17 protein-coding genes, 1 tRNA gene and 2 pseudogenes are annotated in these 24,299 nt (G+C 45.0%); 9 read left to right on the plus strand and 11 right to left on the minus strand.

Features of this window, described 5'->3' with window-relative positions:
- Window positions 1-348: 348 nt before the first annotated feature.
- From VRU48_RS19630 to VRU48_RS05720, 7 genes and pseudogenes are all read right to left on the minus strand, one after another.
- Window positions 349-540, minus strand: a pseudogene (locus tag VRU48_RS19630) (RHS repeat-associated core domain-containing protein); the annotation flags it as partial.
- A gap of 271 nt (window positions 541-811) precedes the next feature.
- On the minus strand, window positions 812-991 hold the full coding sequence (locus VRU48_RS05695; protein WP_330106959.1) for a hypothetical protein: 180 nt from the start codon (window positions 989-991) through the stop codon (window positions 812-814).
- Between the two features lie 132 nt (window positions 992-1,123).
- A complete protein-coding gene (locus tag VRU48_RS05700) occupies window positions 1,124-1,627 on the minus strand; it encodes a hypothetical protein (RefSeq protein ID WP_330106960.1) in 504 nt (167 codons plus the stop codon).
- Window positions 1,608-4,760 carry a DUF6443 domain-containing protein gene (locus VRU48_RS05705; RefSeq protein ID WP_330106961.1) on the minus strand — a complete coding sequence of 1,051 codons (3,153 nt, stop codon included), beginning with the start codon at window positions 4,758-4,760 and terminating at the stop codon, window positions 1,608-1,610. Before VRU48_RS05705 ends, VRU48_RS05700 begins: the two co-directional genes overlap by 20 nt.
- Window positions 4,761-4,771: 11 nt before the next feature.
- Window positions 4,772-8,713 (minus strand): DUF5977 domain-containing protein, encoded by a 3,942-nt coding sequence (locus VRU48_RS05710; RefSeq protein WP_330106962.1) that lies wholly within the window; start codon window positions 8,711-8,713, stop codon window positions 4,772-4,774.
- A gap of 418 nt (window positions 8,714-9,131) precedes the next feature.
- Window positions 9,132-9,221: transfer RNA gene (locus VRU48_RS05715), tRNA-Ser, on the minus strand.
- 64 nt (window positions 9,222-9,285) lie between these two features.
- Entirely contained in the window at window positions 9,286-11,364 is a 2,079-nt protein-coding gene (locus VRU48_RS05720; RefSeq protein WP_431311612.1) for an HD family phosphohydrolase, read from the minus strand.
- Window positions 11,365-11,715: 351 nt separating this feature from the next.
- Between VRU48_RS05720 and VRU48_RS05725 the strand changes: the two genes are divergently transcribed.
- The 8 genes from VRU48_RS05725 to VRU48_RS05760 all read left to right on the plus strand — a co-directional run bounded on the left by VRU48_RS05725 (window position 11,716) and on the right by VRU48_RS05760 (window position 19,864).
- Window positions 11,716-12,573 carry an SPFH domain-containing protein gene (locus VRU48_RS05725; RefSeq protein WP_330106963.1) on the plus strand — a complete coding sequence of 286 codons (858 nt, stop codon included), beginning with the start codon at window positions 11,716-11,718 and terminating at the stop codon, window positions 12,571-12,573.
- On the plus strand, window positions 12,573-13,112 hold the full coding sequence (locus VRU48_RS05730) for a hypothetical protein (RefSeq protein WP_330106964.1): 540 nt from the start codon (window positions 12,573-12,575) through the stop codon (window positions 13,110-13,112). Before VRU48_RS05725 ends, VRU48_RS05730 begins: the two co-directional genes overlap by 1 nt.
- The gene (locus VRU48_RS05735; RefSeq protein WP_330106965.1) at window positions 13,096-13,275 is read left to right on the plus strand and encodes a type II toxin-antitoxin system antitoxin; all 180 of its coding nucleotides are present in this window, start codon (window positions 13,096-13,098) and stop codon (window positions 13,273-13,275) included. The genes VRU48_RS05730 and VRU48_RS05735 overlap by 17 nt, the downstream gene beginning before the upstream one ends.
- Before the next feature lie 124 nt (window positions 13,276-13,399).
- Window positions 13,400-14,578, plus strand: a complete 1,179-nt coding sequence (locus tag VRU48_RS05740; RefSeq protein WP_330106966.1) for an acetyl-CoA C-acyltransferase — start codon at window positions 13,400-13,402, stop codon at window positions 14,576-14,578.
- A gap of 52 nt (window positions 14,579-14,630) precedes the next feature.
- Window positions 14,631-15,524, plus strand: a complete 894-nt coding sequence (locus tag VRU48_RS05745; protein WP_330106967.1) for a hypothetical protein — start codon at window positions 14,631-14,633, stop codon at window positions 15,522-15,524.
- A gap of 101 nt (window positions 15,525-15,625) precedes the next feature.
- Entirely contained in the window at window positions 15,626-17,287 is a 1,662-nt protein-coding gene (locus VRU48_RS05750) for a peptide MFS transporter (protein ID WP_330106968.1), read from the plus strand.
- Window positions 17,288-17,348: 61 nt separating this feature from the next.
- Window positions 17,349-18,989, plus strand: a complete 1,641-nt coding sequence (locus tag VRU48_RS05755; RefSeq protein WP_330106969.1) for a peptide MFS transporter — start codon at window positions 17,349-17,351, stop codon at window positions 18,987-18,989.
- 125 nt (window positions 18,990-19,114) lie between these two features.
- Window positions 19,115-19,864: a polyprenol monophosphomannose synthase gene (locus VRU48_RS05760; RefSeq protein WP_330107756.1), complete on the plus strand. Its 750-nt coding sequence runs from the start codon at window positions 19,115-19,117 to the stop codon at window positions 19,862-19,864.
- Window positions 19,865-19,976: 112 nt separating this feature from the next.
- Here the strand turns inward: VRU48_RS05760 and VRU48_RS05765 are convergent, their stop codons facing one another.
- Complete coding sequence (locus VRU48_RS05765; protein WP_330106970.1) at window positions 19,977-20,486, minus strand: YdeI/OmpD-associated family protein; 510 nt, start codon at window positions 20,484-20,486, stop codon at window positions 19,977-19,979.
- Between the two features lie 422 nt (window positions 20,487-20,908).
- Here VRU48_RS05765 and VRU48_RS19635 point away from each other — a divergent pair.
- Window positions 20,909-21,338: pseudogene (locus tag VRU48_RS19635) on the plus strand (M949_RS01915 family surface polysaccharide biosynthesis protein).
- A 119-nt stretch (window positions 21,339-21,457) separates the two neighbouring features.
- On the opposite strand, the gene VRU48_RS05780 reads toward VRU48_RS19635, so the two are convergent.
- The 3 genes from VRU48_RS05780 to VRU48_RS05790 form a co-directional block, all read right to left on the minus strand.
- Entirely contained in the window at window positions 21,458-22,312 is an 855-nt protein-coding gene (locus VRU48_RS05780; RefSeq protein ID WP_330106973.1) for a TIGR02757 family protein, read from the minus strand.
- On the minus strand, window positions 22,312-23,451 hold the full coding sequence (locus VRU48_RS05785) for a cystathionine gamma-synthase (protein ID WP_330106974.1): 1,140 nt from the start codon (window positions 23,449-23,451) through the stop codon (window positions 22,312-22,314). The genes VRU48_RS05780 and VRU48_RS05785 overlap by 1 nt, the downstream gene beginning before the upstream one ends.
- A gap of 75 nt (window positions 23,452-23,526) precedes the next feature.
- The gene (locus VRU48_RS05790) at window positions 23,527-24,216 is read right to left on the minus strand and encodes a hypothetical protein (RefSeq protein ID WP_330106975.1); all 690 of its coding nucleotides are present in this window, start codon (window positions 24,214-24,216) and stop codon (window positions 23,527-23,529) included.
- Between the last annotated feature and the right edge of the window lie 83 nt (window positions 24,217-24,299).

The raw sequence follows: 24,299 nt of genomic DNA on the forward strand, positions 1-24,299 counted from the left end.
AGGTTTGCCGTAATAATCACTAGCAGATTTAAGAACACCTGGGTTTACTTCTTGATTAGCAACCACAGTATTTTTACCATCCACACCTTTAGTTACTGTATTGCCACCGAAAGCCCCCCCTACAATGTCTTTTGTGTTGGTACCAGCGTTAACCCTCACATCAATTGAGTGATCATCAATAGCGTTCACCAATTGCGTAGCATTCGCATCTAACGTTGCTCCCGCTACCTTTGTATAGCTTATGTTTCCCGTTTTAGCATCCCTAGATATATTCAATTGTCCTTGTACAGACTTTTGTAATTCATCGGTCGCTACTTGTGACTCTACGCCATTTATATGAACATCAAACATTCCATCAGGATCAATCATAGTAATCGGATTATTCTTTCCATAAACATACGGACTAAACCTTCTGGACTTTTCTGCCAATGGATCAATCGTTGTCCATCGGCCAATCACCGGATCATAGAACCGCGCGCCATAGTCGTACTGTTCCAGCTCAGCCTGCAGCTCCTTGCCGTTGTACAGGTACTTGTTGTCCAACGATACCGGGCTGCATGTGGGCTTCCTTATAAAGGATTTATCCCGAGAGTTTTACATCCCAAGCATTCCTTACCTAGGCGTAATACTTTTTTTATCATAATGAATAACTTCATCTTGCATTTTGTTCGAAACATCTCTCTTAGAACAATTTTTAAAAGAAATACACAAGTAACTAAAAAACATTATAGTACAACATATTGTATATTTCATGATTTATATCAATTTAAAATTTCTATCCTGTTTATTGACGCCTGCATTTTCAGCTATTTTAATATTTCGGACATAATTTTTGCTTCCTTTTCTGTTGCGGTAGCTTCAGGGTTTCTTGCATTTTTTTGCCTTCTTTTCTATTTTTAATAGATTTTATATCGGCTATATTTACATCATGTTCAATCCCATGTCCAATTGTAGCGACTGTAAATTGATCAGGAGTTATTCCGTTGAGCATATTCCCAATATCAGCTCTGTCGTTCTCAATATTTCCTTCAAAAATTGTTATGGAAGCCCCATTTCCTCAGCCAAGAAGTTGAAGACCATACGGAGATGGCCTTTGAAACCAATGCTATTGGTATTTTAATTTTCACAACTGAATCTTCAAAACTCCTATTTTTTCTGAATCTTTGAATTCGACAGCATTCTTAATTTTTCTAACTTCTATTGATAAAGTTGTTGGGATTTGCTCTTTATTTTTGAACACAATTTCATACCCCCCTTGATCAGTGCCGATATATTCAGAGTTATATAAGAAAATAAATTTCTCGCCATAATCGGCTTCTTTAAAAGAAGATTTCACATCATACTTTAAATTGAAAACCAGATTAAATCTCACAGAGTCAATTTTTTTTAATTCGTTTCCAAGATAAATTGGTTTTCTTTCTATCCATCCTGTCAGCTTGTCTATCTTAAGTTGGTCGTTTTTATTATCTAGCTGTTCATAGTTAAATTTTGCTATTTTTTTGACCAGTATATTATTTCTCTCGGCTTGTTGCTCATCCCTAGACACTGTATGAGATTTATCGTCCAAATTACAAGCAAGGCAAAATACTGATATTAATAAAATTAGTCTATTGACGCTCTTTTTCATTTTCTTTCTTAGTTTGTTCAGATGTTTTTATGTCAATTATTTTAGTTTTATTATTCTCGACTATCTTTTGATATCTATTATTAGGCAAAGGGCTAAGAGTTTTATATTCTATATCTGATTTCGCAGAATACTTTGTATCATATCCTGGATCTAATCCTGCATTAATAACTGCCACGCTAGCAACATCAGCGCAATTGCTTGATAAGACATGATACCAGCTTGAGGCTTCTTCTCTTGCCGCGGACAAAGCCTTTTTATCTGTTTTTTCATCGGTAGCAAATCGTACTTCCTCTGTATATTCTGGTTTATTTTCGTTTTTCCATTTATCAAAATCGTTCTTGCTCGCAAACTTTAAGTCTAAAGGCTTCAAAGCTGGCCCACCTGTAAACTCATTTGAATAAAATGGTTTTTTATCTCTTCCTTCTTTAGAAACTAGACTCCATCCTGTTTTGTCATTTCCTATCAACACTGCTGTATGTCCAGCATAAACTCCTGAAGCTCCAGTTGCACCTTTAGGCGCATTTAAGACAATAATATCACTTGGCTTCATCCCATCAGGATCGACAAACCTTATCGGATTGTTGAATGTATAATTATAAGGCGAATACCTCCTCATCTTCTCCGCCAACGGATCCACCACGTTCCACCTGCCGATCATCGGGTCGTAGAACCTGGCCCCGTAGTCGTACTGTTCCAGCTCAGTCTGCAGCTCCTTGCCGTTGTACAGGTACTTGTTGTCCAACGATACCGGGCTGCCTGCCGGCTTCCTCAAACCGAACGGATAGTAGTCGTCCTCCTGCAGACGCCTCACCGCTCCCCCGTAAATATCGAAAACGTAGCGCACATTTCCAAGGTTGTCAGTCAGGTGGTAGCGGTAGCTGTAGGTGCCCCCGTTGTTCTGGGCCGTGCCCGCCTCGGTCTGGATGAAGTCGATCGTGCTGTTCACGTACTGGATGCCGTCCACGTAGTCGGTTACCGTGCCGCTCGCCGTGTTCGACTTCCTCAGCTTGGCGCCGGTGGCGTCGTACAGGTAGGCCAGCCCGATGCCGCCGCCCGATACCGTGGCCGGAAGGTTCAGGTAGTTGTACGAAAGGCTTACCGAAGTCCTCGAAAGCCCGACCGTGGCCGTGGTCGCATTGCCGTTGCCGTCGTAGGCGTAGGTGCCCGTGGCCATCGTCCCGCCCGATACCTGGTTCAGCCGGTTGCCCGTATAGCTGTAGGTGCCCGTGCTGCCGTCCCTGGTCAGCGTGGCGATGTTGCCCATTACATCGTACGTGAGGCTTTCGCCCATGCCGATGCCCGTGCTGCTCCCGCTTGCCAGCCTGTTCAGTTTGTCGTAGCCGTACACAAAACTATTCGGGAAAGAGCCCGCCGAGCCCCACAGCTGGTTCGAGATGTTGCCGTTGTACTGCGGCGTGGTGCCGTCTTCGTATTTTAATTGCATGCCGAACTGTGGCGAAGTGCTGCCCTTCAGCCAGCCCCGCTCGTTGTAGGCATAGCTGGTGCTCTGCAGGCCGCCTGCCAGCTTCTTCTCCCTCAATTGCCCGATCTCGTTGTAGAGCATCTCGCTCAGGGTTACCTCGCCCTGGCTGTTGATGTTCTCTTTCGCCAGCACCCTGCGTCCCATGTGGTCGTAGGTATAGGCATTGGCAATGGACACCGAAGTCCCCGGCTTGGCATGGGCGCGGACCGAGCCGGTCAGTTCGCCGGCAAAGTTCCACGTGTTCGCTACCCGGTCGGTGCCCCCCATATGGTTCGTAGAGACGGTTTCCTGCACCCTGCCCTCTTCGTCGTAGTAGGTAAGGTCGAAAGCGGAGCCCGAGCCGTCGTCGTACCAGGTCCTGGTCCAGGTAGGAAGCCCCCTCGTGCGGGAGCTCGCCGTGCCGGCCGGCGGATAGCTCGCCCCGATGTCCCTGGCCGAATAGTCGTCATAGTAGCTCAGCACGCCCCATTTGGATATGCCTGCTGCCGGAATGGCGTTGTTGGTATAGTCGGTGCCGCCGTTGCTTTCCCTGTTCTCCCAGAGCACGGGATGGATGTCCACGCTGTACTGCCAGGAATCCCTGGCAACGTTGCTCCCCAAGATCCCGGTCATGATCGTCCTGCCCAGCGCGTCGTATTTCATGAACGACCACTGGCCGCTGTTCCTTTGCACGCTGTCCTGGGTAAGCACCACCTGGTCCAGTTTGTTGTACACGATGTGCTCCCAGCCCTTGCCGGGTATCTTTTTTTCGATCAATCTTTTCCGGCCATCGTAGTGGTAGCCATAGACGTAGTTCCTGAATACGGCATCGGCCTCTGTGAAGCTTGTGGCGGCTACTGCAGGCGGAATAACATAAGCCAGGCTGCCGTAGGCGTCGTAGACGTAGTAGGTGTCAAGTGCAACGCCTTCGGTTTCCCATACCCGCTTCAGCACCACCCGGCCCTCGGTATCCTTGTACTCTTCGCCGGTGCCGGCCTTCCCGCCAGTCCAGTTCTCGTCCCTGGCGATGCTCTTGTACAGCGTGCCGGCCGGGTAGTTCGCCGACGTGGAGGCTCCCGAGGGGTTGACCCGCCAAAGCTTTACGGCATCGGATGCCGCATTGATGGCGTAGCCGGGCCTTGCGGTATGGCCCGAACCCGCTATGCCCGCGCTGTAGGGCTGCCAGGGCGCCCCCGGGGCACCCTGCTCCAGCACCCTGCCCAGGGGCGAGGGCTCCATCACCGAGATGCTATACGGATAGGCCGTCTTGGCCACATTGGCGTCCCAGCCAGAACCCGCGCCGTAGAAGCCGGCCTGGTTCGCCACGGCGTTCGCCTTGAAGCTCCCGTTGGCCGAGCTCTGCTCGGCGTAGGGCAGGTACTTCTTCGTTTCACGGCCCAGGGCATCGTATTCGGTCACCTGCACCAGGTCCCTCTGCAGGGGGCTGGCCTTCCACTGGACGGTCTGGACGGGCCTTCCCAGACCGTCAACGTACTGTATGGTCCGGTTCGCCTGCCCCACGGGCAGGCCTATGAGCATGGACGCGTCGGTCTTGCCGGCCACCTTCACGGTGGTTTCCACCGTGTAGTTCCTGTCGCCGCTGGGGCTCTGGGCAAGGACCGTCAGCGGGCCCAATAGGAGTATGTTGAGGAATAGATATCTTGTTTTCATGAGATAAAGCGTTAATCGATCATTAAAGTGTTCGTAATGGTTACATAAGAGTGCTCTCCAACCAAAGTCACCCCCGTAATGGTATAGGTTGTAGTAGTTGTATCAAAACCGCTGAAATAAGCGCCAGAATTACTGGTTACATAGCAAGCCGCCCAGCCCATATTGTTAGATGGGTTCCAAGTGCCTCCGGTAATACCAAACACAAAAGTATAGGTACCCTGCGGAACCGTAACTCCTGTCTTTAATTGCGAATTGCTGAAGGTGTATAAAATATTGCCACTCCCGTCTTTAATAGTGAGGGAAGATACCTCTGCCGAATAGGCACCGCCTGGCGTAACCTGTGTAGTAAAGTTTTGGTAATGCAGGGCTGTAGAAGCTGCACTACAAGTACCATTGGTATTGGCATAGGCCTGGCCGCCAGAAGCAAGAGCCGAACTTGCCAATGCATCGGCAGCAGCTTGTGTAGATGCTGAGTAGGTGTTGGCTGGAATGGTGTAAGTTACGGTTGAGCCCGTTCCGGAAGAACAATTGTTCTTGGTAAAATTGCCACTCACTGCTACGTTGTAATAAGCTAAATCTAAATGCGCAAAATTATAGTTATAGTTTTTCACGATGTTTCCGTCCTGGTCCCTGATGTTCTTCAGCCGGTTGAACTCGTCGAACTCGCTGTACGTGGTCAGCCCCTTGGCATCGGTTGAAGTAGAGATGCCTACGCTTGGTAAATAACCATAGCTGCTCAGTTGTGCATCTTTAGGGAAAATAGCAATATCGTCTATCGCTGAACCCAGTGTTAACATGGCGCTACCCGAATAAGGCTGTTCGGTATATTTCCATATCGTGCCATCTAGATACCAATAGCTGATGATATAGCTACGGCCAACAGGCATGACCACACTTACCGGTACGTCTCCGTTTACATACCTTATCCCTGAATGCCCCCTGCCTACGGTAGCAGAGCTATTGTCTTCATAGTTCTCAAAATAGAACTCAGTAGGCAACGCATTCTTTACTTCGGCCACCACATAGTTCTTCTGGCCCAACGAAGTAGAATAAGCCACATTGGACAAATATCCCCATTGATAAGAAACCGGGACACCCCCTGTTAATTGCTGTGTCTGCAAACGGCCTGCCCCATCGTAGCTATAGGCCACGCGTTCCTCATAGCGGCTGTCGCTCAGCAGGCTGCTGTATTTGGTACCCGACATGCCTTCGCCGTTGAGCGCAGCTATTCCCTTTGCGGTCAGTGCATACTGCTTGACGGGCTTGAAGTTCGAGGCGCTGTATTCCGTTATTCCCGCGCTCACCAGCACCGAATCCGTCCCAGTCTTGCGCCAGGTCTGCTGTTCCCAGGCAGGCCTCAGGACATGCGCTGCAGTGAAAGCTCCGCTTACGCCTGAAGTATAGTTTTCTGGGTATTTGAACTTGCCGATGAGCTGGTCGCCATTGGAGGCGACGGTTTTGGTCATCATCAGGTTCTTCGTATCGGCCAAATCATAACTGTTGTTCGTTACCGTAACCAGCGAATCGGTGCCCTCATAGCTCACCTCCTTGGTCTTTTTGGTGTACAACCAATAAGAATTGAGCATGGAAAGTTCTGCAGTATAATGAAAAAACGGTGGTGGATACTGGCCTCCGGGAGTGATGGTAACTTCTCTGTCTTTATAAGCCTTGACACCAACTACCCCACCCATTCCCTGTTCACCATACTCATACTCGGTCTTCTTTACCGGAACCAATCCGCTTGGTGTACGCTTGTACTGGATCAAGCTCGAAGGCTGTATACCGTTAAAATCTGCCGAAAAAGAAACATAGTCGCTTCTTGTAGTCAATGTATCCGTTCCTCCAATAATATCTTCATAAACCGAACGGTAAAAATTCGGTTGCCCACCATTAGCCCCCTCTGCAATAAACGAGCTATAGTTAACAGAATTCACTGTGGTTTCCTGGTTCAATGCACTTACGGTTACTGCAGAGAAAGGTCTTTGGTCGTATACCTCAGCCATAGGCGAACCACTTGAAAAGCCCCTTGCATCGGTATAACGATAGCTCTTGATGGTCGGCAGACCAATGACGGGATTATTGGTGATGCGTTTGATACGCAAACCGCCCGTTGTTTTCCCTTCGATAGGTGTAGAACTATCTGCTGAATAGCCAACCGAGGCATACATAGACAACTCACGACTATCTATAGAAACCTCGATTGCGTAGGTCCCTGCCTCTACTGGGTAGTAGTAAAGGGAACCAACATTATCTCTTTCATGACTTATCATGATGGTTGCATATACCTCAAACCCGCCTCCTGCCAATTGCTTATACAGTTTGACATCTGTTGCAAGGTTTCTAGAGTTGGAGTCCGTATAGATCGATTTCGGTTGTCTGGTTACTTGAACCACAATGGTTTGATCTTTATTAAGGGTAAATACCCCTGTTCCAAAGTTCGAGGTATAGGAACCCGTCTGATCGTTTGAGGGTCTATAGGTTAATGCTTCTTTCGTATATTGCAACTGTACATAGTTGGATCCGTTATAACCCACATTGTTTTCGTATTCGAAAACGGTATTGCCTCCCGTTGGGTAGGTAATCTTTTTGAGGGCGCCATTTTGTGTAGTTGTAGGGTTTGGAGACCTGTCTGGACCTTGCGGATAAACAGTATTAGGGATCATAATTGTTCCAAAAATTCCACCTGCATAATAGCCAAAGTGGTCTACGAAAGCTTCGGCTTTATTCGGATAGCCTCCTGCCTCATTGTCATATTCGAACGTATGGACCTGTTTTTTGGTAGTGTCTACCACTTCTCCATCTTGCCACATTGGCAATTCTTCCAAACTCTTTAGTTTGAGATATTTTGACAGATAATTGCTAGCCCCTGCACCAAAGTAACCGTATTTAAGCCTAAAATTCTTGACGATGTTACCAGAATTATTATCGGTTACAGTAATACTGCCCAGCGCTTTAGAGCCAGTTGACATATCTTCACGACCAGCCGAAGTTCCTAAAAAATTTACCGTCTGCTTTTCCGATATAATGCTGGTCAACCTCAACGGCGTAATGTAGGTAGAAAAGCCATTATAGGGCGGATATAATTCAGAAGAACCACCACTTGAAAAATCCTCTACCTTTTTATAGGTCTGTGTATTGGTACCCAGTTGGGCATAAGCCGACTCCGTTTGATAGAGAAAACGAATGGCCTCGGTATTCGAAGCGTTAGTAATAGAAGTAAGATACCATGCCGACTGATGGGGTGGGATATTGTAGCCGGTAGGATTAGCTGCCTTGGGATTGGTATATTCGGCATCGCTGAAATAATATTTGATTCCGTCCTCTGTAGTGATGGTAAAATTGCCTACCGAACCACTTATTTTTAACTTTTGATATGGAAATATGCTATAAACGCCATTTACCAAGGTAAAACGTCCTGAATAACCCCCAAAGTTGAAATTGTATACGTCAGGTTCACCATCGATCAATCCGTCGGCCACATTATCCAAAAAGGTTTGCATTGCAGAGGTTTCATAACCTCCATTAGCTACTATTCTGCTTTGCACATAACTATCCTGAAAATTATAGTCTTGGTTTGCTGTATTGTCTACACGCCCCTTGATCTGACGCGTAATTACACCACCAGCCTGTAGATTCCAGCCAAGCCCAGTCCATGCAATGGGCTGTACAGGCTTAAAACCATCATAGCTATAACTCAATACAATAGGCACGCTTAACTCTTGTCCCCCAATCGTAAATATTGGGATGGATAAATTGGGGGCGCCACTGGATTGGTTAACGGAAGCATCGCCGTATCTGCCCAAGGTTCCGGCAGTAGCCGAAGGAGCAACTAAGTCTGTACGAAGATAATTAACGGGATTGTTTGCTGTCTTTTGTGCTTTCACTTGGAGTAGTGATCCGAACAATAAAAGACATGTGGCAAAAGCCTTCACTTTCTTGGAGAGAACATTCATAATTCAAGATGATAAGATTGGGATAATAGTGCCTTTAAATTAATTCGAACTTTTCAATAAAAAAAATTTTTTGCCCAACAGTGCTTTTCGCAGGACGAACGATAGCCGGCGATGGATGAACATGCGTTTTGGAAGGATATCACGATTCTAAAAACGGCCGATTTGCCTGTTTTTCAAAAGTATTTTGGAGAATTTCTGCGTGAAATTCACTTGAATAGAAAAATTTTGAAAATAATTCTATTTAGAGATCATCCGATAAGCTAGTCTAATTAAGCATAGACTGGCTAGCAGGATGTGGTCTGCAATTGGCTTTGAAGTAATTAGCTTTACTTGTCAAATCCCTTTTTGTGGACTTGTAAATTGTCACATGACCACCCGTTAACAAAAAAGCCCAACTTTTCAGTCGGGCTTCAATTGCTGGCGGTGAGGGCGGGATTCGAACCCGCGGTACCGTTACCAGTACGACAGTTTAGCAAACTGTTCCTTTCGGCCTCTCAGGCACCTCACCGTTTCTCAAAATCGTTGTTTTGAGGTTGCAAATATAGCAATTCATTGATGTTTGCAAAAAAAAATTACACAGTTTGCGAATAATCTATACGAACATGATAGATACTCATCAGCATTGTCTTGAATATCAGCTTTATAGTTTCTAAATCTTTTAAGGTCAAATCGCAATCATCTAATTGATTTTGTTCCAATTTGTAGTTAATGATGCGTTCAACCAGGTCGTTGATGTTCTGTGCATCCGGATTTTTAAGGCTTCTTGATGCCGCTTCTACCGAATCAGCCAACATAAGCACACCGGTTTCCTTCGAAAACGGAATAGGCCCCGGATAACGGAAAATATTCTCGTCAACAAATTTCTCTGGCGAGTTCTTTAAAAACGATTGGTAAAAATAATCGACCCTGGTATTGCCATGATGCGTCCTGATGAAATCGATAACGCTTTCTGGCAAACGATTTTTGCGCGTAATCTCGATGCCCTTGTGCACGTGTTTGATAATGATCTGCGCACTTTGCTCGTAAGGCAGCTTATCGTGCGGACTAGTAGCCGTATTTTGGTTTTCTATAAAATACTGCGGATTTTCCATTTTGCCAATGTCATGGTACAAGGCTCCTGCCCTTACCAGCAAAGCATTGCCACCTATTTTAAAAATAGCAGCTTCGGCCAGGTTGGCCACCTGCAAAGAATGCTGAAAAGTACCCGGCGCCTTAAAGGCCAATTCGCGCAACAGCTTATTGTTGGTATTGGTCAGTTCGATCAAAGCCACGTCCGAAGTAATGCCAAAAACACGCTCAAAAGCATAAATTAATGGATAAGCCAACAGCGACAACAACACGCTGAACACAAATGGCAGGAAATTGGCCCATTCTATCTGTGCGAAAGAGCCTTCCCTAAGCAAGGCAATCCCCACGAACGATACAAAATAGGCTCCTAAAATAAAAGAGGCCGAAATGAGCAGTTGCTCCCGTTTTACCAAATTCTTAATGCTGTAAATGGCTACCATACCCGCCGTGGTTTGGTAAAACACAAACTCGAAGCTGTTAGGCACAAAAAAACCAGCAATCAAAATCACCAGCAAATGCAGGTTCAGCGCCAAACGGGTATCGAACAGGATACGAATAATGATCGGTACGATACAAAACGGGATATAGTACAGGCTGCTGATGTTGAGTTTGATGGCCCAGGTAAGCGCCAGCAGCATGGAAGTAATCACCAGCAAAATAAGCGACAGCTGACGATTATCGGCAAAAATATCTTTCCTGAACAAGTGCAGGAACACCATCAGCAAGGAAATGATAAAACCGACCAGCAGCACTTGCCCCAGATAAACCAGGCGATTGTCGCCAATGGTTTTGGTCTGCGCTTCATAAGCTTCCTTGTACGACAACAGCTTTTGATACACATCATCGTCTATAATGCTGCCCTTGGCCACAATCAGTTCGCCTTTTTGAACCATGCCTTTGGTGGTAGATAGACTATTGACCGTATTTTTCTCTACGGTAAGCGTCAAGGCTTCATCAAAAACCAGGTTGGGCTTCAAATGGCTTTCTATCAGGTCTAAAATGGCGTCTTTAATGGCTGGGCGTGCCGATCGGAAATTACTTTTGAAATAATCCAGGGCGCTCTCCGTAGTATAAACATCCTGGGAGTTTACCCTTTGCGAAATATGGTCGCGCAGGAAAGTAAAATCGTAATGCTTGCCATCTTTCTGGTGCTTGGCCGACAAACCGATGATTCCTTTTTTGTAAACGGCCTGCAACATGTTATAAGTCGTTTTTTTAGCGGCTTCCTTCTCGTTTTCCGGAAAGGCATTCGATTTCCACTTGACATCAAATTCATTTAAAAAAGCCTCTCCCTGTCCCTTAAACACTTCATCATCATACTTATAAATAGGCAATACGTGATTAAGCGCGTCTTTCTTGTCGCTGGCTACCTGTGGATTGGTTTTGAGGATGGCGAAACTAAACGGCGAAACGAGGTCTTTGTTAAGCCAGGCCTTGTTTTTTTCAAACTCGTACCTGAACCTTGGCTGCTTGGGCAGGTAAAGCGTAATGATGAATACACAAGCCACCATCATGATGTATTTGATGTTGGACGAATATTTTCGATAGAGGACTTTCCGCGAATTCTTTCTGATTTTGGCCAAAATTGTACAGCTTGATGAATTCAAAATTAAGATTATTTTTTTCAATCACCTACAATTAGTTTATGGGCAGCTATTGTTGTCCCTGTTAAATTGCCGGATTGATAAATTGGTGGATTGGTGTGCGATGAACTGAAAATCGAGAACTAATCCATACAAATCATGGTTAGCATGGTTAAATTGTTAGACTATGAACTGTAAACTGATAATTGCAAACTGTAAACTGATAACTGCCAACTGATAACTGAAAACCGCCAACTGGCCACTGTAACCCAACATTTGCAAAATTCTTTCCGAATTATTTGCAAATCTCAAGTTTTATGCTTCACTTTATGATATCAAATTAATATCATTATGTATACAGAAAAAATCATCAAACCACCTTCAGGTTATTTAACCTTGGTCTTGTTTTTAGTATTACTTGCTGGTGGCATTTTCGCCCTCACCCAAGAAAGTTTCTTTGCTGGCAGTGCCATTCTAGTTTTTGATTTTATATTGGTTTTGCCCGGACTGATTATTGTAAACCCTAACGAATCGCGCGTGCTTACGCTTTTCGGCAAGTATGTGGGCACGGTAAAATCCGACGGCTTTTTCTGGGTTAACCCCCTCACCGCCAAAAAGAAGCTTTCGCTCAGGGCACGCAACTTAAATGGGCAGCAGTTAAAGGTGAACGATAAAATGGGTAATCCCATCGAAATCGCGGCTGTAATTGTTTGGCAGGTTAAAGAAACCGCCAAAGCTACTTTTTCTGTCGAAAACTACCTGCAATACGTCAACATCCAAAGCGAAGCTGCCGTGCGCCATTTGGCCAACAGTTTTGCCTACGATAATTTAGAGGACGAAAGCGCCGACATTACACTCAAAGACGGTGCCGATAAAGTAAACATGCTTTTGGAAGAAGAATTGAACGAACGCTTGTCGAGAGCCGGAATTGAGGTAATCGAAGCCCGTATTTCGCACTTGGCCTATGCCCAAGAGATTGCCAGCGCCATGCTACAACGTCAACAGGCTGCCGCCGTTATCGCTGCCCGCCGACTGATTGTGGAAGGCGCGGTAGGCATGGTAGAAATGGCCCTCGAAAAACTCTCGCAAAAAGGCATTATCGAATTAGACGAAGAGCGCAAAGCCGCCATGGTAAGCAATCTCTTGGTGGTGCTTTGTGGCGATAAGCACGTACAACCCGTAGTGAATACCGGCACCCTATACAACTAATGGAATTTGAAGAAAAACAACGGCTCAACTTTTGGTGGCTCTATATCCTTTTGGGTATAGAGACCATCATTGTGTGCAGCGTGTTCTTGCTCGATAAGAACGGCTTAGGCTTGCAGGGGCTAAAAAAAATGTATTTCCTACCTGTTTTGGCTGTTCTTCTTCCCTATTTGCTGATTTACCTGATCAACAAAAGTGCATTGGCAATCAAAATAGACCAATGTGGCATCACCTACCGGTTTTCGCCATTTGCCAGACGCGCAAAGAGCATTTCGTGGACACAGATCGACAGGCTCTACATCAGAAAATACGATGCGCTTAGCGAATATGGTGGCTGGGGCCTGCGCAGCAAGCTCTGGTTCAAGTTCAACGACAAGGCCTACATTTTTAACGATAAATCAATCGGCCTGCAAATAGAAATGGGCAATGCCAAACGTGTGCTTTTCAGCATTGCGCAACCCGACGAGCTTTCGCTCTTCCTGATCAATTTTAAACGTCAATACAACATAGGAGCTATCGAAACCGATGTCAGAGAAAGATAAAAAAGCATTTGTGTTAAGAATAAACCCTGCGCTGCTCAAAGAAATCGAGCAATGGGCCGCCGACGAGTTTCGCAGTACCAACGGCCAGATCGAGTACCTGCTTAACGAAGCCGTAAAGGCCAAGAAAAAAGGCCGTTCCAAAAAATCGACCGATCTGGATTAGACCTGCCTTTACTTTCGTTCAGGCCTTTCCAATACACAGCTAAAGGTCAAAAATTAGCTGCTTCTGCCATAATTTGGGGCCAAATTGCTAACTTGCGCCAACCAAATATCAAAAAGATCAATATATGAGAGAAGTAGTAATTGTAGCTGCCGTAAGAACGCCCGTGGGCAGTTTTGGTGGCTCGTTAGCTGGATTTTCGGCTACACAACTGGGCGGATTGGCCATTAAGGCTGCTGTAGCCAAAGCCGGATTGGCACCAGAGCATATTCAGGAAGTATACATGGGCAACGTGCTATCGGCCAATTTGGGTCAGGCGCCAGCTACCCAAGCCGCAAAATTTGCCGGTTTGCCCGATCTGCCAGCCACTACCATTAACAAAGTATGTGCCTCAGGTACCAAAGCCGTAATGCTGGCCGCCCAAAGTATTGCATTGGGCAATGCCGATATCATCGTTGCCGGTGGCATGGAGAGCATGAGCAATGTGCCTTATTATTTAGACAAGGCCCGCAACGGCTATCGTTTAGGCCATGGCCAATTAACCGACGGCTTGATTAAAGATGGCTTATGGGATGTTTACAACGACTACCACATGGGTTCGGCTGCCGAACTTTGCGCCGAAATCTGCCACATCAGTCGTGAGGCACAAGATAATTTTGCCATCGAATCTTACAAAAGAGCACAAGCAGCGCAAAGTGCCGGCAAATTCAGCGACGAGATTGTTCCCGTAGAAATTAAAGACCGCAAAGGCGAAATCACCTTGTTTAGCAACGACGAAGAGCCTGCAGCGGTAAAATTCGATAAAATCCCAAGCCTAAAGCCCGTATTTAAAAAAGATGGCACCGTTACCGCGGCCAATGCATCGACCTTGAACGATGGTGCGGCAGCCTTGGTACTAATGAGTGCCGAACGCGCCAAAGAAATGGGTATTAAGCCTTTGGCTAAAGTATTGGCTTATGCCGATGCGCAACAGGCGCCAGAATGGTTTACCACTGCCCCATCTAAAGCTATTCCATTGGCTTTGAGCAAGGCAAACCTTACCACTGCCGATGTAGATTTCTTCGAAATCAACGAAGCTTTTTCGGTGGTTTCATTAGCCAACAACCAAGAGCTTGGCCTCAAAGAAGAACAAGTTAACGTTAATGGCGGTGCCGTTGCTATTGGTCACCCACTAGGGGCCTCGGGCGCCAGGATCATTGTAACCCTGCTTTCGGTATTGGCCCAAAACCAAGGCAAAATCGGCGTAGCCGGTATCTGCAACGGAGGTGGTGGTGCCAGTGCAATAGTGATCGAAAATCTGCGTTAACCTAAACAAAACAAGTTGGATGTTTAACGCAGTTAGAAATTATACAATCCTCATGTTATTATGTTGTGCATTTACCCGGTTAAGTGCACAACATAGTTATAACCTCAACAACGATCCCAAACTCAACGCTTATCAGGATTCGCTGCGCATTTTAAGCGACGAAACTTTCATGGCCAAAGACAACCAGAGCCGTTTAGAGAAAAATGCACAGTTTGTAAAGAAATTTGTGGCGGCGCTGAAAATCAATGGCTCTTTCAACTATGGTTTTGATTCGCTCAAGCGTATCTCCATCCTCAAATCGCCCGACAATTCATTTCGCATCATTACCTGGTTTATCCCTACCGACGAAGGAGGCTATCGCTATTATGGCACCATCCAATTGCCACACACCAATGGCGCACTTAAACTTTACCCCCTAACAGACGACACCAACAACCTTACGGATGCGAACGTCATTACGAGCAATAAAAACTGGTTCGGCGCACGCTATTATGAAATGGTGCCGGTAATTGTTAACGGCAAGCAGCCTTACTTTATTCTTTTGGGCTGGAAGGGCAACAATCAGAAAACCACCAAAAAAGTAATCGATGTGTTATCCTTTGAGAAAAACGAACCCGTTTTTGGCAAAAACATTTTCGAAATCAGCAAAAACGGACCTACCAAAAACCGTGTGGTGTTCGAATACAACAAGCTCAATTCCATGACCTTGACGGTAGATTCTAAAGTAAACATGATTGTTTTCGATCATTTAGCGCCCTACGATCCAAAAATGACAGGTAATTTCGAGTACTACGGTGCCGACCTGAGCTTTGATGGCTACAAATTAACCTGGGGCAAACTGTCTTTGGTGGAGGATGTAGAACTTAAAAACGAACCTTCGCCCAACGACGACTATTACGGCAGGCCGGTAAAGGCTTCTACCATCGTCACCAAATCTGGCCATTGAAGCCAAACTCCCGCTCAAAACTTAAAAATTTGCTACTCTGCCTACATGTACTTATATTGCGGGTTATACACACTTTGAAACTAGAACTATTTTAATCATTTATGTCTGCTACCCCTAAAGTAAAACACCCCAAGGGACTACCGTTCCTATTTCTTTCTGAAATGTGGGAACGCTTCGGCTACTATTTAATGATCGGCATTTTTACCCTGTACCTTAAAGACGTGAAAGCCGGATTTGCCATGACTGAAGCCGAATCGGCCGATTTGTACGGTACTTTTATCGCCCTCGTATTTTTAACGCCTTTTTTGGGTGGCTTAATCGCCGACAGGTATTTGGGCTACACCAAATCTATCGTTATCGGTGGCTTGATGATGGGTGTTGGCTACTGCCTGATGGGCGTACACAGCCTTACCATGCTGTATTTGGCTATGACCCTGGTTATTATCGGCAATGGCTTTTTTAAGCCCAACATTTCTACCCTGCTGGGCAATATCTATTCGACCCCCGAATACCAGGATAAAAAAGACGATGGCTACAACATCTTCTACATGGGGATCAACGTGGGCGCCTTTATCTGTAATTTCTTCGGTGCCGCCATGTACATTATGCTGGGCTGGGAATATGCTTTCTTGGCCGCGGGTATCGGTATGTTTATCGGTGTAATTGTATTTTTAACCGGCTTGAAACATTACCGGGCCTTCGATATTAAAAAAGGCGTACAAGAGGGCGATATGTCTTTTGCCAAAATCACCATGCTTATCCTCTTCCCTTCGTTAATTGCTGGGGTTATTGGATGGATTGTGCCCACCAAGCTTTTGGGCCATGCATTGGTAGGTTCCAACTCAACCGATGCCTTTATTTTTGCCTGTTTGCCAGTCATCTATTTTTACGGCTCTTTATATTTTAAGGCCAGCAAAGCCGAAAAAAGACCTTTGGCCGCTTTACTGACCATTTTTATCGTGGTTATTTTGTTTTGGGCCGTATTTAAGCAAAACGGAACGGCGCTTACCACTTGGGCCGACCGCTATACCAACCGCGAGGTAAGCAATCCTACGGCCAAACAGGCTTTTTCTAGCCTAAGCCTCTCGCAAAACGTCGTTTACCAAAAAGACAGCGTTGCCTTATACGACGAGGCATTTCGCCTGCAGAAAAAAGACGGCGTTGTCCAAAAAGAATTCAACTACCCTACCTATTTTAAAAACGTACCTGCTGCCCAATTGCCTAAAGAAGGCGAGCATGTAGAACTTTGGGCTACCAATTTAAGTCTGTCTATCAATCCGGCCTGGGTAATCATCCTTACACCACTTATCGTAGCTTTTTTTACCTGGCTAAGGCGCAGGGACAAAGAGCCGAGCACAGCCAGCAAAATTATTTTTGGCGTATTTATTTCGGCACTTTCGGTATTGGTTATGGTGGGCGCGGTATATGCGGGTGGCAACGGTTCCGAAAAAGTTTCGGTGCTCTGGCTCATGGGCAGTTACGGGGTAATTACCATAGGTGAGCTGTTTTTAAGTCCGATGGGCTTGTCGCTGGTTTCTAAGCTAAGTCCGGTAAGGATTACCTCGCTGATGATGGGTGGCTGGTTTTTATCTACCTCTATCGGCAACAAATTATCGGGCGTATTGGCCACCATGTGGGACACTTACGGCGACAAATCGAATTTCTTTTGGGTAAATTTTGCATTGTTGTTATTTTCGGCCGTTATTGGCTTCATTTTGCTCAAATGGCTGAATGGAATTATGAAAGAAGTAGGCGTTAAATAGCCTATTCAAGATACCAAATAAACTAATTTTAATTTAACAGGACTAAAAACTAATCTAAACCATGAATTCAGAAGAAATTCAATCCCCGGCCGCCAAGGGACATCCAAAGGGCCTTTATGTGCTGTTCGCCACCGAAATGTGGGAGCGCTTCAATTACTACGGTATGCGGGCCGTGCTCATCTTGTTTATGACCAAAGCGCTCATGTTCGACAAGGTTTTTGCATCAAACCTTTATGGTAGCTACACCTCTTTGGTTTATCTAACACCACTTATCGGAGGATATATTGCCGATCGTTATTGGGGCAATAAGCGTTCGATTATTGTGGGAGGCTTAGTAATGGCCTTGGGAGAATTTGTTTTATTTTTCTGTGCATCTAATTACAATGCCGGAGGTTTATCCACCCTTTTGTTCTTTTCCGGATTGGGGTTAATGATAGCTGGAAATGGCTTCTTTAAGCCAAATATTTCTTCGCTGGTAGGCCAGCTTTATCCAAAAGGCGACAGGAGAACCGATGCGGCCTATACTATCTTTTATATGGGTATTAATGTTGGAGGGGCAATTGGTCCAATCGTTTGCGGTTTCTTAGGCGACACAGGTAACGTATTTGATTTTAAATGGGCGTTTTTGGCTGGAGGAATTGCCATGCTATTAGGCGTAATCGTCCAATTGATTTTCCAAACTAAATATGTTGTAACTCCTGAAGGAAAACCATTGGGACTTGTTCCTAAAGACGCTCCAAAAGCAATGTCCAATCCCGTTTTAATTATTTTGGGCCTTGCTGCCTTTGCTACATTAATGATCGGAATGTTATATGTTGAAGCTAAGGTTTTCAGCTTTATCACCTATCTGCTACTGGCTTCTGTGCTTTTTATTGCCTTTATCATTTTCTCAGACAAAACACTCAACAAAATAGAAAAGGAAAGGGTAATCGTAATTTTTATCGTGGCCTTCTTTGTGATTTTCTTTTGGAGCGCATTTGAACAGGCAGGTGCTTCGTTAACCTTTTTTGCCGAAGAACAAACCCAGCGCGATTTAGGCTTTGTGAACATCCCAGCCAGTGTTTTTGCCTCACTCAATTCTATTTTTGTGGTTTCTTTTGCACCGATCTTTGCTTGGCTATGGATTAAATTAGGCAAAAAAGAACCTTCTTCGCCTACAAAAATGGCTATTGGCTTGTTCTTGCTGGCCTTGGGCTATTTATGGATTGCCTTTGGCGTTAAAGACGTTTCAGCTTCGGTAAAAGTAAGCATGATGTGGTTGGTAGGTATGTATGCATTGCATACCTGTGGTGAGCTCTGTCTTTCGCCAATTGGCCTATCATTGGTAAATAAGCTGGCTCCACTAAAATTTGCTTCCCTGTTAATGGCAGTTTGGTTTTTGGCAAATGCCGTTGCCAACAAGTTTGTTGGTATCTTGAGCGCACTTTATCCTCCAGGGATAGCCGAAGTTAAAAAAGCTGCCGATGCCGGCATCAACCTGCAACCTATTTTAACCAAACAGGTGACACCTACGGCCGAAGAGCTCACCAAGCTAAAAGACCTTAAAATCCCTTTTGAATACCAATCTATTTTAGGCTTCCAAATCAATTCTTTGTACGAATTTTTTATCATGTTCGTAGTAATGGCGGGTATCGCTTCTTTGATTTTATTTGCCATCACCAAAAAACTACAAAAGATGATGCACCAAGATGTGATCGATTAATCAAATTTTAACATCATTTAACCAAAAGCCCGAAAAGAAATTTCGGGCTTTTGGTTTTTAATAGCTAATTTTATCGCCGATTTAAAACACATCGAAAATCGTCAATCTAAAATCCAACATTGCAAGTGCGCGACAGCCTGGTTATCATCCCTACCTACAACGAGAAAGAGAATATTGAAAAAATCATCCGCAAGGTTTTTTCGCTCAATCATCCTTTCGAAATCCTGATTATCGACGACGGCTCTCCCGATGGCACTGCCGGCATTGTAAAGCACCTGCAACAAGACTTTCCGGGCCAGCTGCACATCGAAGAACGCAAAGGCAAAATGGGCTTGGGTACGGCGTATATCCACGGCTTTAAATGGGCCTTAAAGCGTAGTTACCAGTACATTTTCGAAATGGATGCCGACTTCTCGCACAATCCCGAAGATTTAGTGAGGCTAAGGGCTGCTTGTTTGCCGGTTTCGGAATTTGTAAATGGCGGTGCTGATGTGGCCATAGGTTCAAGGTATGTTAAAGGCGTTAACGTAGTCAACTGGCCGATGGGCAGGGTGCTGATGTCGTATTTTGCATCGATGTACGTTCGTTTCATTACGCGCATCAACATACAGGATGCTACTGCCGGTTTCAAGTGCTACCGACGCGAGGTATTGGAAACCATCCCGACAGAAAAAATCAAATTTGTGGGCTATGCCTTTCAGATCGAGATGAAATTTACGGCCATCAAATACGGCTTTAAGGTAGTAGAAGTGCCTATCATTTTTACCGACAGAACCGAGGGTACCTCAAAAATGAGCACCCGTATTTTTAGGGAAGCCTTTTTGGGCGTGATCCAAATGAAAATCAACAGCTGGTTCCGTAAGTACGATCGCTAAGCGGAAAAAGGTAGAAGGCTGAGGGTGAAAGGTTAAAGACCAAAGCCGAAAGACCAAAGGCTTTCGGGCTCCCCTACCATGGACTATCGACCATTAACTATAGACTCCCGACTTAAGACTTCTCCCTAGCCTCCCGTATCATCTGTCCATAATTATACTTCTTGGCCATGGCCTCTACAATCATGATGATCCTTTTGATGCGCGTTGCCTCTGTTTTGGCCGAATTTAGCCAATTGATAAAATAGTTTTGGTGCGATTTGGGCATCGATAAAAATTGTTGCATCAGTTCCTCTTCGTCGGCCAGGCAGATCTCCAAATCGTCGGGCATTTCAATCTTAAAATCAGCATCGAAAACCAAGCTCAGGCTTACTGTTGCGCCTTCTTCCTTTTTAAGCTTTTTGCGTAGGTCGGCTTTCAGCGGGATAATAAAATCGCCTTCGCCCATTGGCAAAAGCGCCACGCCGCTAACTTCTAGCCCATCTATTTGTCCTTTAACCCTGAAGCTTTTCTTTTCGCCGGGTTTAAGCTGATTGGCAACCGCCTGCGGGATAAAAACATAGCTCCAGCCCGTTTTCTCGCCCATGGCATCGAATTTTTCTATTTCGGCTTGATGGTTAATCATGCTTTAAAGATAGTTAAAATAGGAGAAGGCTGAGGAAAAAAGGATAAAGACCAAAGAAGGTAGAAGGCAGGAAGGCAGAGGGTAAAATAGGAAGCCCTTGATACGTTTTGCGGAACGCTCCTTCTCTTTGCGATTATTTTTGGAAGCAGCACTTAAATCCATAGCGATAAATAATTCTATAAGTTATCACCTGAACTCAACAATTAACTATAAATTCGTTTTTCGATCATTAACGCATGAAACTCAAACTAACGCTTATTTTCTCATTCATTTCTATTTGTACTTTTGCCCAGTTAAGGGTAGATAAAATTGACAAGAACGAAATACCTAAAAACCTGAAGTACCAAGGAAAAGTGGTCTACGCTGTAAAATGGACAGATAGTTTAGGCGAAAATGTGGTAATTGCTACAGAAACCGGAAAAATGCAAAGCAAAACCGTAAAAGACGACGATGGCTTTAAGGATGCAGCGCTGTATGCCTATCATTATATCATGGGGGGAAATGAAGCCAAATTGCTTTGGAAAATCAATGATTTTGACAAAGAATGTCCATTCGATTTAGAGGTTTACTTTATCAATAACGGATTTAGACCATAACGGAATCGCAGAGGTGTGGATGGTTTATAGAAACAATTGCCGTAGCGATTACAGTCCGATGTCAAGCAAAATCATCATGTACGAAGGCGACAAAAAATATGCGTTGAGAGGGCATACTCGAATTAAGGCCACCGCAACAACATTTATGGGTGGTGATTACAAACTTGATCCCGCCTTTAGCACAAAGCCTATTTTCAAAAAACAGGTGCTCTCCTTATGGACGCAATATCAATCGGAAACTTGGAATAAACAATAAAAAATAGCTTCATGCTCCTTAATTTCTTCCTCTTCAAAAGGAACAGTCGCTAAATCGGCGTCCTAACAGAGGAATCTATACAATGACTAATGAACTAATGACACTAATGAACCAACAAACTAGAACTTCTCCTCTATCCCCAAACCAAACAAGGCAAAGTCGTATTTAACCGGGTCTTGCGGATCGAGTTCCCGCAATTTAGAAGTCAGTTCTACGGCCGTTTGCCAATCGGTTTGTTTACGCTCGATCAGTCCGAGTTTTCGGGCCACGCGGTCTACATGCACATCGCAGGGGCAAACCAGTTCGCTGGCCGGAATGGTATTCCAGATGCCAAAATCAACGCCACAGTTGTCTTTGCGTACCATCCACCTCAAAAACATATTGAGGCGCTTGCAAGTCGATTTTTGCAGAGGCGACGAAATGTGCTTGATGGTTCTTCTCGGGTAATCGGGCAGGCTAAAAAAATAGGACCTGAAATGGTTGAGTGCCTTTTCGGCCGTAAAACTGCCAGGCTCCATTTCATCCAGCAAACAGGCAGAAGAAGCCATGCTCACCTCGCTCCTTTCCAGGGCGGGCAAATAATCGGCTATATAAGTATTTCGAGGTAAAAAGGCTGTTTCCAAACTGTTGGACTGCTCGTAATGCTGCTTAAAAAAAGCCACAAAATACAACAGGTCGGTATCGTTAAAAGTACGATGCTTAAAGCCCAGCAATCCTTTCAAATCTTCGTCGCCATGATGGCGCATAAAATCGTAGGGTGCATTGTCCATCCGAGCCAAAAGTTCATTGCATTTATTGATGATGGTTTTGCGCTGGCCCCAAGCTAAAATTGCCGCAAAAAATGCGGCAATTTCTATGTCTTGTTTTTGCTGATATTGGTGCGGAATACAAATAGGATCGTTCGGAATAAAATTGGGGCGGTTGTACTGCGCCACTTTAACGTCCAAAAAATCTTTCAGTTCCAAGAATTCCATTAAGACAAAGCTTGTTCCAAATCGGCCAATAAGTCTTCAATATCTTCAACACCAACGCTCAAACGCAAAAGGTTATCGGTTACGCCAACTTTTTCGCGTTCTTCTTTCGGAATAGAGCCGTGGGTCATGGTAGTTGGATGGTTAACCAACGATTCGACCCCACCCAGCGATTCGGCCAGCGAAAACACCTTAAAGCGCGATGCCACCCTAAAAGTTTCTTCCAAATCGGCATCTTTTAAGGTAATAGACACCATACCGCCAAAACCGCGCATCTGCTTTTTGGCAATGTCGTGGTTAGGATGGTCTTCAAAGCCCGGCCAATAGATCTTATCGATTTTAGGATGTTTTTTTAAGTAATGGGCTACTTTTTCGCCGTTTTCGCAATGCGCTTTCATGCGCAGATGCAAGGTTTTGATGCCCCTCAGTACCAAGAAAGAATCCTGCGGACCCGGAGTTGCTCCACAAGCGTTGTACACAAAGAACAGGTCTTTATACAGCTGTTCGTTGTTGGTTAGCAGGGCGCCCATCACTACGTCAGAGTGGCCGCCAATGTATTTGGTTACCGAGTGCATCACGATATCCGCACCCAAATCTGCCGGGTTTTGCAAATATGGAGAAGCGAAGGTATTGTCAACCGTGAGTAGCAGGTCGTGTTTTTTGGCAATCTTGGCCACACCGGCAATATCAATGATGCGCATGGTTGGATTGGTTGGCGTTTCGATCCAAACCAATTTGGTACGTTCGTTGATATAGGGCACCATATTTTCTGGCTTTGACAAATCCAGGAAATGGAATTTGATGCCATATTTTTCGTAAACCTTGGTAAAAATACGGTAAGAGCCACCGTAAAGGTCGTTGCCCGTAATTACTTCATCACCAGGTTTTAACAAACGCAAAACCGCATCTGTTGCACCCATACCGCTGCTAAAGGCCAGTCCGTATTTACAGTTTTCTAAAGCGGCCAAACAATCTTCCAAAGCCTTACGCGTTGGGTTGGTTCCCCTCGAGTATTCGTAGCCTTTGTGTGCACCTGGCGATTTTTGCCAGTAAGTTGAGGTTTGATAGATTGGGGTCATTACCGCTCCGGTTGTTGGATCGGGCTCCTGACCAGCATGGATAGCTTTTGTTGCAAATTTCATACTGTAATTTAATGATGATATGGAGATAAGATCACGGTGTTTCGCTTTGCGCCAAACGCCATTCGCCTATCTGTTTTAACTATTCTGTTGTATTTCTGAACTAAACAAATAACCTAATCGCTTACCTGTTGGATAGCCGCTGCCGGCCACCATGGTTTGCTTCTGATGCAGCGTTACGTCTTTGATCTGCGCAAAAGGCGGCAGCAACAAATCGGTATTTAAACAAAAAAGGATCGATCTTTCCAAAATATCGGTCAGCTTTTCTTCGGTAATCACATTGGCTTCAAAGTCTTCGTACAAAAAACCCAATGCGCCCTCGCCTTCTACCATAAAATGTTTTTCCTTATTGATCAAAATACGTGCGATCAGCGTGCCTTCGTCGGCCAAGCGGTTATACTTGATCGAATCGGCCAGGAAATTGTGAACATAAATCACGCCACAATAACTCAGGCTTTTGTCGGCCTTCACGTAATTGCTCTGGAAGATGGAATGCGCCTCGTCAAAATTGAAAACATTACTGTGCATTGACAACATGAGCATATCGCCAGAAAATTTCAGCTGCGCTTCGAACTGGTTGTTCTCTTTATAGTTCACCTCTACCGAGGGATCGAGTGGCGTGTAATCGGCATGCAGCCTGGTGGCAATCTTCGAAAGTATGTTCTTGGTCTGTCCAAACACTTCGGCTGTGCTCCGGTAAATGGCCTGTTTTAAAGAAGCTTTGCTTTCTAGCTTGCCCAGTATCTGTTTATAGTTTTCTTCGCTCATTTTTTGGTTGATTTGAGTATGGCGTATAGCGTATTGAGTAGTGCATATAGCGATAAATAATCAAAACAAAATTCAAATCAATT

Source organism: Pedobacter albus, assembly GCF_036324255.1.
Taxonomy (GTDB): Bacteria; Bacteroidota; Bacteroidia; order Sphingobacteriales; family Sphingobacteriaceae; genus Pedobacter; species Pedobacter albus.